Source organism: Sporolactobacillus nakayamae (genome assembly GCF_900113325.1).
Lineage (GTDB): Bacteria > Bacillota > Bacilli > Bacillales > Sporolactobacillaceae > Sporolactobacillus > Sporolactobacillus nakayamae.
In genome coordinates this window covers 1-15,957 of sequence record NZ_FOOY01000008.1, presented here as the reverse complement: position 1 = coordinate 15,957, position 15,957 = coordinate 1, and the positions used below count along the sequence as shown (strand labels likewise).

The following is a 15,957-nucleotide window of genomic DNA, read 5'->3' as shown; positions in this document are numbered from 1 at the left end:
AAAAGTGCGCAAATACAGCTCAACCATAAAATCGCGTTCTTTCCTGTTCATTGAACTAAAAAATTTATGCAAATGTTATCTTGATGGGGTCGACTATTCAGAACTTAAATTGAAAATCATTAATGAAAATCTATTTCAAACAGAATCTGAGAATCGGAGGCGAGAGCTTGCCCCAACCGTGTTGAAAAGACTGCAGGCCCTTGATTCTTTTTTAGTGAACAAAATAGTTTCCAGAGATACAGGTACCGGAAAAGTAATTGCAGTGTTTGCTATAGAGAAAACAGATCGACTTTTTCATGATTTCGTGACAGAAGTTATCGCTGATAAATTTTCCGTGTTAGACACGTATCTGACCGATCGCGACTTTGAGCATTTCTTTGAATCAAAAGGCCAGCAAAGTGAAATTGTTAGAGCTTGGAAGCCCTATACACTCTATAAACTTAAACAAGTTTTCATACGCATTCTGTATGAAGCAGGATTTCTGAAGAGTAACAGCAGCAATCGCGAATTAAATCGACCATTGATTGATCCCGAAGTAAGAAATTATCTGTTGAAAATAGATTCGTTGTCAATAGGCAGGTGTCTTGCATAATGAGGACCATCCAGCAGAGACTCGATGATATATTACCAAAGCTGATGAACCCGGATTTCATGAAAAAAAATGGACTTGCAAATGAAGATAATTACTATATTTTCCAGTACATCCCTGAATATGAAATGCTTGTCCGAGATCATATTGCCTATTTAAAACAGCGAATTAATGACGACCACAACATCTCTTTCAATGTAACAGAATTTGACCTTTATGAAATTATCCTTTCAGTTCTAGGAAAAAAAGGCTATTTGGCAAAGAATTTCGAGATGGAACAGCGGTATGGCAGTGAAAAAGTTTATAAAGCTACGTCTCACACTTTGCGTCTGACTCAGGATGACGATCAGGTCATTAAATACATTCGGGAGCATGTTCAATCTGGAAACATTATCTTCATTACGGGAGTCGGCAAAGCTTTTCCACTGATTCGATCGCATATGATTTTGAACAATCTTTTTCATGCCACAGATCATACGCCTGTTATCTTGTTCTTCCCTGGGAATTATGATGGGCAAGAATTAAATCTCTTTAACGCTTTAAAGGACGACAATTATTACCGTGCTTTTCCGCTTGTAGCAGATTGAAAAAGGGGATACGCAATATGCAGCTTCGCGAGATGTTTAAAAAGAAAATTGACCGCGAAATTCAAGGCGTGGTTAAAGTCGGACAAGATGATCATGTCCGGGTAAAACAGGAACTTGAAGAGTACGTTGTTACAAATGAATTAGCAGGGCATATCAGCCGCTTTTTTTCTACATATAAGGAAAGCATTGATCATCCAACGGACAAGATTGGTGTCTGGATTTCAGGGTTCTTTGGTTCTGGAAAGTCACACTTTCTGAAAATATTATCCTACCTCGTGGATAACCGTGAAGTTGATGGAAAGAGAGCGATTGATTTTTTTGAGGATAAACTTAAAGATCCAATCGTTCTCGAAGATATGAAGAAAGCCGCTGGCATTGATACTGATGTAATTTTGTTTGACATTGATGCCAAGAGTGAGGCGGGTGTCAAGACGGAAAAAGATTCGATTGTTAAGGTGCTGAACAAGGTTTTCAATGAGATGCAGGGTTTCTGTGGTTCGATTCCATGGATTGCTGATATTGAGAGACAGATGGACTTAGACGGTAAGTACAGTGCTTATAAAACTGAATTCCGAGAAATTTCAGGGAGAAAATGGGAAGATGCGCGTGATGATTTTTACTATGAAGAAGATTCAATTATTGCAGCGTTAAGCCGGGCTACACAGATGAGTGAGGAAACAGCACGACATTGGTTCCAACATGCGGAACAGGACTATACGATCAGCATCGACCGATTCGCGAAACGTGTCAAAGACTATATTGATCGAAAAGGGAACGATCACCACGTGGTATTTTTTGTTGATGAAGTTGGGCAGTACATTGGCGATAATTCGGCCGCAATGCTGAATTTGCAGACCGTTGTTCATGAGTTTGGTCGTCAGTGCCACGGTCAGGCATGGATTGTTGTCACGAGTCAAGAGGACATTGATTCCATTGTAAAAGTCAAAGGCAATGACTTTTCAAAAATCATGGGCCGCTTCACTAAAATGAGTCTATCCAGTGCATTCGTCGATGAAGTCATTAAGAAACGTATTCTTGAGAAAAATGTACATACTTCACTCATCCTTAACGATGTTTATCAGGAAAAAGAATCGATCTTGAAAAATCTACTTTCTTTTTCGAACAAAGGCGCTGAAATGAAAAGATTCAGCAGTAGTCAAGAATTCATCGATGATTACCCATTCGTTCCTTATCAGTTTGCTTTGCTTCAAAAGGTTTTTACTGGCGTGAGAATCCATGGCGCTTCCGGAAAGCATCTGTCCGAAGGTGAGCGTTCCTTGCTCAGCGCTTTTCAAGAGTCTGCAGTCCAATTTGCGGATCGTGAAGAAGGACTGCTCGTGCCATTTTCTGCTTTTTACGAGACAATTAAGACGTTTCTAGATTCTGTGATCACTAATGTTATTGTGCGTGCTTCAACAAATGGATCTTTAACACCTGATGATATTGATGTGCTTAAACTGCTCTTTCTAATCAAATATGTAAAAGAAGTACCTGCTAACCTTGAAAATTTAGCAACGCTGATGGTTGATGCAATTGATGCAGATAAGATCGAACTCAAGGAAAAAATCAGTGAATCACTGAAACGATTGATAAGTCAAACACTTGTCCAGAAAAATGGAGAAGAATACATTTTTCTAACCAATGATGAACAGGATGTTAATCGGGAAATCAAAAATATGCATGTGGAATCATCAGAAGTCATTCAACAAATTGGTGAGGAATTGTTTGGATCGATCTATCCAACTAAGAAATACCGCTACTCAACTCACTACAATTTTCCATTTAATTCAGTCATAAACGATCGGCCAATTGGAAATCAGACAAGTGATATCGGTCTTAAAGTGTTGACTCCGGATTATGAGACAGAAAATGATTTAAACGAACTTCAGTTAAAGTCGATGTCCATGCGCGAAGGTAATGTGATCCTTCGTATGCCGCAGGATACATCGTACTTGGATGAAATGGAAGAAATCCTTAAAATTCAAGCTTATCTTAAACTGAAAAGTGGGGTTTCCGCGTCTCAGACAATTGAAGACATCAAAACACGCAAATCGCGTGAAGTGACAGATCGATTCGGTCGGATCAGCATTGCACTTATTGAGGCTTTGAAAATTGCTGAAATTTATGCCAACGGCGAGCAGTTAAAGATTAAAGAAAAAAATCCGGTCGATCGTATCAATGATGCGTTTTTTGCTTTAATACGAAATCTTTACAACAAAATCGATTACATTACAGAATTTGTTGACAATAAAAACATGCTTATGACTTTGCTGAATGATCGGCAGGATCAAATGACCGTCTTTGAGGAAGATATCCCCAACTATCTAGCCTTAAAAGAGTCAGACGGTTATATCGAACGGATGTCCATGCGTCATCAGCAGATGACGGTCAAAACGATCATCAATCATTTCTCAGAAAAACCATATGGTTGGTTGGAACTCGATACAACAGCTGTGCTCGTTCGTCTTTTTCAAACACAAGAAATTAAGCTGATGATGAACAGTGTTTATCTTCAACCTTCCGACAGCAACCTTTTTGAGGCTGTTACTCGGAGGGATCTTACTGATCGTGTAATCGTAACTAAGCGGGAACAAATTTCACCGGCATTGTTAAAAGCGGTCAAAGATCTTTGCCAAATACTTTTTGATCGATCCTCAGTACCGACGGATGAAGACGGGCTGATGCAGACATTTCAAAAATTGTTAGATCAGGAACTGCATGACGCAGGCAAAATGCTTGATTTGTACCATGAACATCCGCATTATCCGGGAAAAGAAATTGTTGAATCCGGGCAAGACGCAATGAGGGCATTGGCAGATATTCACGATGCCGGAACCTTTTACAAAAAGGCATACAGTCTCAAAAGAGATTTAGAGGATTATGCCGATCAGGTGAATGACGTTAAGGGTTTTTTCAGCAATCAACGGAATAAATTTGATTCTGCCCTTCATCTACTGACCGTTTATGAAAAAAACCAATCCTACATCACAGATCAAGATTTTCTGAATGTAGAGCAGCAAATGGCACAGATCGTGCATCATGTTTCTCCATATGGACAAATTCATAAATTGTCTCTTCTTTGTGATGCATTCCGCGATCAGTTCATGACATTGATCGAAAAAGAAAGCCAGCCGATTGAAAAAATAATTGACCGTGATTTTCAAGAAGTTCTTGATGAACTGAATAAAGATCCGGAACTTAAGACTAAATTTGCCACAGATTTTCGCCAAAATTTTATTAGATTAAAAGAACAGCTTGAGAAAGCGGACAGTGTTATCGAAGTTATTGCCAAGCAGACTGAAAGTGACCGATTGAAAGTACGTTGTATGAACAAAATTATTCTTGAACGCGAGCAACGCACACAGGACGAAGTGAAACAGGATCCTGTTGTTGATCTGCATCCACCGGTTATTGATCACCCAGTGAAAAAGACAAAAACCATCAGTAAACATATGATTATGCAGGGGACACGAACAATTGCTTCTAGGGAAGATATAGACCGTGTCGTAGATGAACTACGAAAAAAATTAGAAAAAGAATTCGATGAAAACACGATTATTAAGTTGGTATGACTTTGGGAGAACATATGATGAATGAGCAAATCGACAAAAAAGCGATTAAGGAATTTGCAATCTATGCAAGAGAAAAATTGATTAAAGGTGTCACACAAAAAGCTTTTGAATTTGGGATTACCAAGAATAAAATAGTTAAACCAGAAATCTTTGAAGGCGGTTTTAAAATCAATGGAGTACTCTATGATAAGAATCAATTAAAGCAGCGCGTACACTTAATCAATGAAATACATATACATGGCTATAGTTATGTGATCGATAGGATTGCCTACACGTGGTTTAACCGTTTTATTGCCCTTCGATTCATGGAGGTGAATGGCTATCTGCCAACTGGTATTCGAATTTTTTCCTCTATTGAATCTGGAAAAAATGAACCAGATGTTCTGAGTAATATCGAGCTGGTAGCTGAAGAACTTGGTTTAGATTTGGGACAAGTTTACGACTTTCAAGATCGAAATCAAAACGATCGTCTTTTTAAATATATACTGATTCATCAATGCAACAAGTTAAGTGAAATCATGCCTAATATTTTCGAATCAATTGGTAATGATTCGGAACTTCTTCTGCCCGATAATCTTCTTTCTGAAAACTCTGTGATTCGAGTGATGACCGAAAATCTCAAAGAGGAAAACTGGGAGCATCAGGTTGAAATCATTGGCTGGCTCTATCAATTTTATAATTCTGAAAAAAAAGATGAAGTTTTTGCTGAATTGAAGAAGAATATAAAGATTGGTAAAGATGATATTCCGGCTGCCACGCAACTTTTTACCCCTAAATGGATTGTTCAATACATGGTGGAAAATTCACTAGGCCGTCTGTGGCTTGAATCCCATCCAAATGAGGAGTTGAAACAGAGATGGTCTTATTATATAGATGAAGTAGAGCAGCCGTTGAATGTTCATCGTCAACTGAATAGCTTTATAAACAGAAATCTGAACCCTGAATCTATTAAAGTGTTTGATCCCTGTATGGGATCAGGACATATTTTAGTGTATGCCTTTGACCTACTCTTTCAAATTTATGTTTCAGCAGGTTACTCCAAGCGAGATATTCCTCAGTTAATCCTGCAGAATAATATTTATGGACTGGAGATTGATGAGCGTGCAAAACAGCTTGCGTACTTCTCATTAGTGATGAAGGCCCGTTTCTATGATCGACAGTTATTCAGAAAACATGTCGATATTCATGTTTATGCGGTTCATGAAAGCAACAGCATTACTGATGAAGACATTGATATCTTTGCGGAAAACAAACTATTAAAAGAGCAGGCACGGAAATTAGTTGGTACATTTGCCGATGCAGAATTGTATGGTTCTATTTTGAAAGTGCCTGATTCTATCGACTTAGAGATGTTGAATGCACGTATAAAGGAAATACAAAAAAAGGACAGTTATGATTTCTTTTTAGAAGATTTTAAGTTAAATAAGCTAGCCCTCTTTAAAGCTCTTGTTAATCAAGCAACGTTGCTTGCGATGAATTTCGAGGTGGTTGTCACAAACCCACCTTATATGGGTCGAAAAGGAATGGATGACCGGCTATCGAAGTTTGTAAAAAGTAATTACCCTGATGCAAGCGCAGATCTATTCGCAGTAATGATGGAACGATGCATTCAATTTGCGCGGAAAAACGGATTTATTAGCATGATTACCCAGCAGTCCTGGATGTTTCTGTCATCTTTTGAAAAATTGAGATTGTTTCTTCTAAAAGAAGAACAAATCTATTCGATGGCGCATCTTGGAGCCAGGGCATTCGCTGAAATTGGTGGGGAAGTCGTACAAAGTACCATGTTCGTTTTGCGCAATCAAACGATTCCAAATTATAATGCCACTTATGTAAGGCTCGTAGATATTAAAGACGCAGATGGAAAGTCAAAGCAGTTTAGGAATAATAAATTAAATTTCATAAGAACTCAAGACGGATTCTCAGATATCCCCGGCTCACCAATTGCTTATTGGGCAAGTGATCAAGTGAGAAAGATTTTTAGAGAAAGCTTACCTTTATCAAACTTAAGTCAACCAAAGATGGGGATGAGGACGGGAGATAATGAGCGTTTTATACGTTTATGGTTTGAAGTAAATAAACAAAAAATTCACTTTAAAAATTATGAACCATTCAAAAATGACTATAAATGGGTTCCATACAATAAAGGTGGAGAATACAGAAAATGGTATGGTAATCATTATTTTCTAGTTAATTGGGAAAATAATGGTGCTGAGATTAAAGAGAACACAAGAATTAATTATCCGCAGTTAGGAGAAAATTTAGGATGGAAGATCTCAAATGAAAATGATTATTTCAAAGAATCTATTTCGTGGTCAAGAATCAGTTCTTCAAAGTTTGGGGTAAGGTATTATAACGAAGGTTTTATTTTTGATACTGCAGGTTGTTGTATATTTGATACTTCGTTAATTATCCTTGGCTTATTAGCTAGCAAACTGACGATTTTTTTTCTAAATATGATGAATCCAACTCTAGCTTTTCAAGTTGGGGATTTAAAAAAAATACCCATTATAAATTTTAAAAATGAATCATCCATTATATTACATTTAGTTCATCAAACTATTTTAATCTCCAAATCCGACTGGGATTCTTTCGAAACGTCCTGGGATTTTAAGCGGCATCCTTTTCTCGAATTCCGAGATGGAGCAGTGACTTTAGAAGAATCATACAGCAATTGGAAAAAGGAAGCAGACCGACGTTATATTACATTGAAAGCAAACGAAGAAGAGTTGAACCGGATTTTTATTGATCTTTATGGCCTGCAAGATGAACTAACGCCAGAAGAGTCGGATGACGAGGTCACAGTCAGACGTGCGGATCGTGAACGTGATGTGAAATCATTTCTTTCATACTGTGTAGGGATAATGTTTGGTCGTTATTCACTGGATGAAGAAGAATTGATTTTTGCCGGTGGAGACTTTGATAACGGACGCTATAAGAACTATAAGCCGGATAAGGACAATGTGATTCCGATTACTGATGATACTTATTTTGAAGACGATCTTGTTGGGCGATTGATTTCGATTTTGAAATTGACTTTTAGTGACAATACTTTGGAGCAGAATCTCGACTTCATTGCACAGTCATTAAATACGAAGTCGAGTGAAACGTCGAGACAGCGAATCCGCCGCTACTTTCTTAAAGAATTTTACAAAGATCATGTTCAGATTTATAAAAAAAGGCCGATCTACTGGCTTTTTGACAGTGGAAAGCAAAATGGATTTAAAGCGTTGATTTATTTGCATCGATATGAGCCTGGATTAGTAGCGTGTGTGCGAACAGATTACTTACATGCAATGGAGCGTAAGTATGAGGAAGAGATGAGTCGCTTGGATCTGCTGGTGGAATCGGATGCACAAGGGCGGGATCGGGTGAAAGCACGTAAGCAAAAAGAGAAACTTCAACGACAACTAAGTGAATGCCGTCAGTACGATCAAATTATGGCTCATATGGCAAATCAGCAGATTAAATTGGACTTGGATGACGGGGTTAAAGTCAATTATGCAAAGTTTCAAAGCATCGTAGTGCCACAGGGAGCGGGAAAGAACCCACTCAAAGCTGACCTACTTGCAAAAATATAAATAGATATAGATTAGGAGCTGCGGCTATGAATCTGAAAGAAGTGCGGCGCATGTTGAATGAACTATTTCAGAAACCGCTGTGTTACGGTCAAAAACGTCATCTCGTGTTCTGGTATGACGGAGCAGGGGACTTTAAAGAGGATATAAACGACCTTCAGTTTGATCAGATACGTGTTTGGAAACTGACATCGCATAATTTATTTGCGACGAAGTATGAATTGGAGAAGAAGGATCCGAATTCTTCTTTTCTCATCTATGCTCCGATGGCAAAGCCTGCCCCACATGAAGACTGGCTGCTTGACCAATTGAAAATGGGAATGGAATTTTCGACGGATAAAACGACGGTGATCATGCGTGAGCTGGGAATTGCAGATCCGATCCTTCAACCGATTGTTAAGCATTATGCAAAGTTTTTTAATAATAAGCAGAGATATACTGCTTTCCAGTCTTTTGAAATCACTGATTTTGATCAGCAATCCATTGATGTTGGCGTTTTGTCTGTGCTGTGTCGAAATACGGTTAATACTCCAGATGAGGTAGTCAAAACACTGATGCGGGAATATGTGGAAGAGAGTAACAGATCATGGGAAGCAATCGGCAAATTTGGCGATCCAGAAAGTTTCTGGATTTTGATGGAGAGAATGTATGACTATACCCGGAATGAACGATCATTACAAGATCTGTTCACATTTTTCCTGCTGACCTATCTTTCCGGTACGGCTCCTGATCTTAAATTGCCAGATTGTTGGAAGGACTATGTTTCGTTGAAACCAATGAATATCATCGTGCTGATGAATCAGTTTATGAATCAGTCGGATAACCGCGATGCTTTTCAGAAACTCTCGGAATTGGTGGCAAGCACCATTTATCTTGATGATTACCTCAAAAAATGGGATATACAAGACTATGTTGGTGCAGATGCATTCCGCGGATTTGATGGTGCTGTTATTGAGTATATTGAAGCACAGCTTGCAGCGGGAGTCGATCAATTTGATACATATCAGAATATGATCAATGCACGTCGAACGTTACATTGGTACCACGATTATCGGGACGTCTACGTGGCGATAGAGGAGGCAATTCTTTTAATGCGTTTGGACAAGGAGCATCAGCACTTCGTTCCCGAGGCTTCTTCATATGATCTAATCCAAGCGTATATAAAAGACTATTATCGTTATGATCGAGCTTATCGGAAGTTTTATACTGCTTATGACCGTTGCCAAAAGGATGATCTTTTAATTACCTTACGCGAGCAGGTTGAAAGAGTTTACGGCAATGTTTATATGAGGGAGCTAGCAACCAAATGGACCCAAGGTTTGAAGCAGTCTCAAAATGAGAAATGGCCTATTGCCGGAGTGCCACAGCAGAACCGTTTCTATCCTGATCTAATTCAGCCCTTTTTAAAGAAAAATGAACGCGTTTTTGTCATTATCTCGGATGCTTTTCGATATGAAGCAGGGCGCGAACTGATGGATCGATTAAATTTGGAGCTTAGAGGTACAGCAGAAATTGCTGCCATGCAAAGTACTCTGCCATCTTTCACTGCTTTGGGTATACCTGCAATGCTTCCACACCATTCCATCCGATATGAGATCAGCGAGAGTGGAAATCAGTCGGTGAAGGTGGATGATGTCATAATTACGGGAATTGAAAAACGAACCCTTCTTTTACAGAAGAGAGTTAAGGAGAGTTTCGCGATTCGTGAACGAGATATACGTGACCTATCCCGACAGGAAATGCGGGAACGATTACAATCCAAAAAGGTAATCTACATCTATCATAATCGAATTGATGCTAATGGAGATCATGCACCCTCTGAGTCGGAAGTATTTGCTGCAACCACTCAAGCAATTGACGAGATTACCGTACTCATCAATAAGCTTGTAAATAATTTAAGTGCATCAACCATTCTTGTTACTGCGGATCATGGGTATCTTTATCAGCGCGATCCAATCAAACAGAGCGACAAATTGCCAGTTGTTAGTGGACAAACATTGCAAATGAATCGCCGTTTTGTCATCGGTGACCAGAAACCAAATTCAGAGGGCACTTTAACATTTTCAACGGAAGGCTTACTATCAAATGATCCGCCACTTTTTGTCACTGTTCCGAATGGTGCAGAGCGATTTATGATTCAAGGTGCAGGTGCGAATTATGTTCACGGCGGTGCGATGCTTCAGGAGATCGTTGTACCAGTTGTTACATTTAGGAATAACCGGAGTAACATTTTGCGCAAGGTGAACGCGAAACTGATGAGCAGTTCTCGTAAAATCACGACAATGATTTTGTTTCTTGAATTTTTCCAAACAGAACCTGTAGAAGAAAAGGTGCATCCGCGCCGATTGATTGCTTATTTTATAGATTCTCATGGCGAAAGAATCACGAATGAGAACCATCTACTTGCTGACCGTTCTTCAGAAAAACCGGCTGATCGGGTTTATCGCGAAAAATTTGTTTTTAAAAATCGAGACTATAATCGTCAGGCTACTTATTTTCTTGTGCTTGAAGATGAAGAAGAGAACGTTGAAAAAAATTTTGAACGGATTCCTTTCACTATAGACATTGCTTTTTCCGATGGTTACGGTGTTTAAGATTTGGAAAGTTGTGATGTGGATTTGGATCAAATTAATATGCAAGCATTTAAACATTTGACAAAAAAGATAAAAAGGAGCTGATGGTCATGAAATTTGTATACTGTCGAAATAAGTCGAAAATGCATTAATTAAAATAGGACAAAAGTGATTGACAAATAAGCCCAGTAATTTAAAATAATAGATAAGCGATTTGGGGAAATCGCTGTATCACACGTATCGTATCAGATCAAGTTTTATAGAGTTTGTATGGTAAAGCATTATGCTGTGGCGTTAGGGATCGCCTCCCGTTATGGGAATTCCCTCATTAAAGTGACTAGGCCCATGGTTTAGTCATTTTTTTGTACCAACTATGACTGAATTTTAAAAATACATAAAACTAATTTCCTATGGAGCTGAAATATATGAAATATAGTATCGGTCTTGATATTGGCATTTCATCGGTTGGCTGGTCGGTAATTAATCTAGATAAAAAACGTATTGAGAAGATGGGTGCTAGATTGTATGATGCAGCTGAAAATCCCAAAAATGGCTCATCGCTTGCTGCGCCCCGGAGAGACGCTAGATCTGCCCGAAGAAGATTAAGACGCAGAAGATACCGTGTCGGCAAAGTACGGCAATTTATTCTCGAGAAGGGATTACTCACACGTGGGCAAATGGAACAACTCTATGACTGGAAGGCCGGCGATCTGGATATCTGGCTAGTCCGGGTCAATGCACTTGAACGCCTTTTAACGGATCGTGAGTTTGCCAGAGTGCTTGTGCATCTTGCCAAAAACAGAGGGTATCGTTCAAATAGGAAAAGTGAATCAAAGAAAGATGATAATGGTCAAGTATTGTCAGCGATCAAAGCAAATAAGGAATTGATGAAAGAAAAAGGTTATCAAACTGTAGCTGAAATGCTTGTAAGCGAACCGGAAAAATTTGCGGGCAGAAAACGAAATAGAGATGGTGAATATACACATGTGTTGGCTCGCGGCGAACTTGAGCAAGAAATTCAGTTGATTTTTGAAAAGCAACATGAATATGGTCAAAGATTCGCAACGCCAGACAATAAAAAAATATATATTGAAATATGGTCTGCACAACGGCCTGTTGCCACAAAGGAAGATATTCTAAAAAAAATTGGTGACTGCACTTTTGAAAAAGGCGAGAAACGCGCACCTAAAGCTTCGTATGCTTTTCAATATTTTCGTGCACTAGACAAATTAAGCCGGTTGAGAATCCTATCTTCAAGCCAACCATCTCGTGAACTGGCTGAGGAGGAACGGAATGCGATTATCCCATATTTGTTTGATAAGGAAAAGGTGACGTATTTTGAACTAAGAAAAAAGTTATCCTTAGCGGAGGATCAACGATTTAATGATTTGTTTTATGATCCCGCGGAGGATCTGAAAAAGAATGAGAATAAAGTATTCCTATCATTAAAAGAACAATATGAAATAAGGAAGATCATAAAGAATGTTGAAGGAAAAGATGCATTAGTGCAGTATCGTCCCGTTGATTTGGATGAAATTGCTTATGCATTAACCATTTTTAAAGACGATAAAGATACAGTTGATTATCTTTCCAATAACTATGTCAATGAAAAAGGAAAACGGATAAACAATCGAGCAAATCGAAAATATAATAAAGAGCTCATTGATAATCTGTTAAGTCTCTCATTTTCTAAGTTCGGTCATCTCTCTTTAAAAGCATTGAACAAATTAATTCCGCTGATGGAAAAAGGTATTCCTTATTTCAGGGCTTGTGATGAATTGGGATATCGATTGGACGAGCAGGTTGGTGAGAGTAAACAACATCTTCTTCCTGTCATTCCGGCTGATGAAATTCGTAATCCGGTAGTCATCCGTTCATTATCTCAAACCAGAAAAATAATTAACGGAATCATCAAACGCTATGGATCGCCTTTATATATGTATATTGAATTAGCGAGAGAAATGGGACGCCCTTATAAAGAACGCCGTGATTTGGATAAACAATACAATAAAAACAGAGCTGTAAATGATGACGCAAAAGCATACATTCAAGAGTTGTATCCGCATAAGAATCCTCAAGGACATGACATATTAAAATTTAAACTCTGGCAACAGCAAGATTGCAAATGTGCTTACTCTCAAGAGACGATTCATTTGAATGATCTTTTTGAATCTGGTTTTACGGAAGTAGATCATATAATTCCGTACAGCCGCAGCTTTGATGACAGTAACACGAATAAAGTCCTTGTTTTGTCTAAAATGAATCAAGAAAAGAAAAATAGAACGCCAAGTGAATGGTTCGGTGCAGACGAACATCGATGGAAAAAATTTGAAAGTTATGTCAAAACTTTGAAGGTGGCAAAAAAGAAAAAAGACTTATTGCTTAAAAGGAACATGGACGATGAGCAGGAGCAGACGTTTAAAGCGAGACACTTAAATGACACGCGCTATATTACGAGATTCATCAAAAGCTTTGTTGAAGATAATCTAGAATTTCGTGAAGTGAAAGATGCAAAGCAACATGTTTTTGCTGTTAATGGTGCGTATACTTCATTGATGCGCAAACGTTGGGGATTTAATAAAAATCGTGAAGCAAATGATTTGCATCATGCTGTTGATGCGGTCATCATTGCGGTCAGCCAACCATTCCGTTATGAGGTAAGCACATATTTCAAACATCGTGAGGTCAGTCTGAAACAATTGCTTAAGCGGACATGGGATCGTTTTCCGGAGCCGTGGGAAGAGTTTGTTAAGGAATTGAGAGCAAGAATATTGCAGGAACCGGAAAGACTAAAGCTCGCACTGGACAGTTTGGCTTTAGATAGTTATGATCAGGAATTCATCAGTGAAGTTAAGCCGATTTTTATTTCACGTATGCCGAAACGGTCTGTTAAGGGACAAATTCATGAAGAGACTTTGCGTCGGGTACGTGGGACAAGGAAAGATGGATATGCCAGAATTGTGACAAGAACCAAATTGGAGAATATCCCGTTTGATAAGAAGACTGGTGACTTTCCGATGTTCGGCAAGGAATCTGATATGAAGACCTATCAGGCAATTAAACAGCGTTATCTGGAAAGCGGCAAGGATAAAAATAAAGCATTTATTGAACCACTCTATAAGCCGGCAAAGGATATGAACAAGGCGTCAATCATACGATCAGTGAAGATTGAAGATAAGGCGAATCAGGTTGTTTCACTAAAAGACGAGGCTGTTGCTGCTAACGCTAGCATTGTCCGTACAGAAGTTTATCAGCACAAGAAAACAGGAAAATTTTATCTGGTCCCTGTTTACGTTGCCGATGTTGTGGCAGGAAGGGAGCCGAAGAAGTTTATAAAACCTTTGCAGCCATATGAGAAATGGGTAGATATTACGGATGATTATAAATTTTTATTTAATCTCTTCTCAAATGACGTAGTCTATGTAAAAATGAAAAAATCAAAAACAACAAAATCAAACTTAGGAGAAACAATAATGTGGCAGGAGGGGTACTTCTACTATAAGAAAACTGATTCAGCAACAGCACAAATCGGAATCATGGATCATATGAATAGCTATGTTGATAGAATTGGATCTCAAAATCTACAGATTTTTGAAAAATATCAAATTGATCCACTAGGTCATCTTACAAAAGTGCATGGGGAGAAAAAATATGGCATACCGGCACTTAGTCATTCGTAATCCGGCAAAACTATCAACAAAAGATGAACAATTGTTGATTCACCAGGAAGAAACGATACGAATACCGCTTGAAGATATTTGCACGATTACATTAGAAGAACCGGCGATTACGATAACAAGCGTGCTTTTAAGCAAATGTGTTGAATATCAAGTAGAACTGATTATCTGTGATCGCAAACGTATGCCGTGTGGCGCTATTCAGCCATTCAATCAACATTCCCGGCAAAAAGTTGTTCTGGAAATGCAGCTGAAGTTGCCCAAACCATTTATTAAGCGAATTTGGCAGAAAATTGTTATTAGAAAAATTGAGAATCAGGCACATTGTTTGGAACTGTTAAATAAAGGTGAAGAAGCGCAGCGATTGTTTTCGATCAGTCGCAGCGTTGAATCCGGTGATCGCAGTAATCGCGAGGCTTATGGCGCAAAAGTTTACTTCACTGCCGCATTCGGTGAAGGTTTTCAACGCCGTGAGGAGAACACACGCAATATAGCATTAAATTATGGTTATAGCATTATGCGCTCCCTCGTTGCAAGAGCCTTGGTTCGATATGGATTCAATCCGTGTTTTGGCGTTTTTCACGATAGTCAGACCAATGCATTTAATTTGGCGGATGATTTTATGGAGACGCTACGAGCTTTTGTTGATGTAACGGTTGCGATGAATGTTCATGAAAAAGATGAATGGTCATCAGATATTCGCAAAAAGCTTTTTGATGTGTTGAATATTGAAGCCATATGGAATGGAGAAAAACAGAGCATTACGAATGGGGTAGATCAGATGGTGAAAAGTTATGCAACTGCATGTCGGCAGACAGATGCATCTCTTTTACTTCTTCCTGAATTAGTTAATATCAACAGCCATACATATGAGTAAATTTATGAGAATAATAGTATTCTTTGATCTGCCGGTAACTTCAAGTCGTGAAAGAAAAGCATATAGTCGCTTTCGAAAGTTTTTATTGAAGGATGGCTATACTATGCTTCAATTCTCTGTTTACTCACGCATCTGCAACGGTGAGGATGGTGTGCAAAAACACATGAAACGTTTGAAAGAAAATCTTCCTCCCGTTAGCGGAGCTATTCGTTCAATGAAAATTACCGAAAAGCAGTTTGAAAATATGGATATTTTATTAGGTGAAGATACGCCAGAGGAAAGATTAGGATCAAATAAAACAGATTTCTTTTAAAAAGGGGTTGTTTTTCAAGCAATCTCTTTTATTTTGCACAGAAAATGATTAAAAAGAGTAAAGAAAGTTAAAAAGTGATGCATTTATGATCGCTTTTTAAAAATAAAAACCCCTTGAAATGGAGATGTATCAAGGGATTCAGGGGCATGGATCGTATCACATCAAGTTTTACAGGGGAAGTATGGCTTCAG

The 15,957-nt window shown here is 38.5% G+C and carries 8 protein-coding genes; all 8 read left to right on the top strand.

Going from position 1 to position 15,957, the window contains the following annotated elements:
- The first annotated feature begins 4 nt into the window (after nt 1–4).
- The 8 genes from BM003_RS06345 (at nt 5) to cas2 (ending at nt 15,766) form a co-directional block, all read left to right on the top strand.
- Complete coding sequence (locus BM003_RS06345) at nt 5–592, top strand: DUF1819 family protein (RefSeq protein ID WP_093671259.1); 588 nt, start codon at nt 5–7, stop codon at nt 590–592.
- Nucleotides 592–1,176 (top strand): DUF1788 domain-containing protein, encoded by a 585-nt coding sequence (locus BM003_RS06340; protein ID WP_093671257.1) that lies wholly within the window; start codon nt 592–594, stop codon nt 1,174–1,176. The genes BM003_RS06345 and BM003_RS06340 overlap by 1 nt, the downstream gene beginning before the upstream one ends.
- 17 nt (nt 1,177–1,193) lie before the next feature.
- Nucleotides 1,194–4,748, top strand: coding sequence for a BREX system P-loop protein BrxC (gene brxC / locus BM003_RS06335; RefSeq protein WP_093671255.1), 3,555 nt, complete (start codon nt 1,194–1,196; stop codon nt 4,746–4,748).
- Between the two features lie 17 nt (nt 4,749–4,765).
- Entirely contained in the window at nt 4,766–8,329 is a 3,564-nt protein-coding gene (pglX, locus tag BM003_RS06330; protein ID WP_245734103.1) for a BREX-1 system adenine-specific DNA-methyltransferase PglX, read from the top strand.
- 26 nt (nt 8,330–8,355) lie between these two features.
- Nucleotides 8,356–10,920, top strand: coding sequence for a BREX-1 system phosphatase PglZ type A (pglZ, locus tag BM003_RS06325; protein ID WP_093671251.1), 2,565 nt, complete (start codon nt 8,356–8,358; stop codon nt 10,918–10,920).
- Nucleotides 10,921–11,324: 404 nt separating this feature from the next.
- Nucleotides 11,325–14,579: a type II CRISPR RNA-guided endonuclease Cas9 gene (gene cas9 / locus BM003_RS06320; protein ID WP_093671249.1), complete on the top strand. Its 3,255-nt coding sequence runs from the start codon at nt 11,325–11,327 to the stop codon at nt 14,577–14,579.
- Nucleotides 14,551–15,453 carry a type II CRISPR-associated endonuclease Cas1 gene (cas1, locus tag BM003_RS06315; RefSeq protein WP_093671247.1) on the top strand — a complete coding sequence of 301 codons (903 nt, stop codon included), beginning with the start codon at nt 14,551–14,553 and terminating at the stop codon, nt 15,451–15,453. The genes cas9 and cas1 overlap by 29 nt, the downstream gene beginning before the upstream one ends.
- Complete coding sequence (cas2, locus tag BM003_RS06310; RefSeq protein WP_245734101.1) at nt 15,446–15,766, top strand: CRISPR-associated endonuclease Cas2; 321 nt, start codon at nt 15,446–15,448, stop codon at nt 15,764–15,766. The genes cas1 and cas2 overlap by 8 nt, the downstream gene beginning before the upstream one ends.
- Nucleotides 15,767–15,957 lie beyond the last annotated feature (191 nt).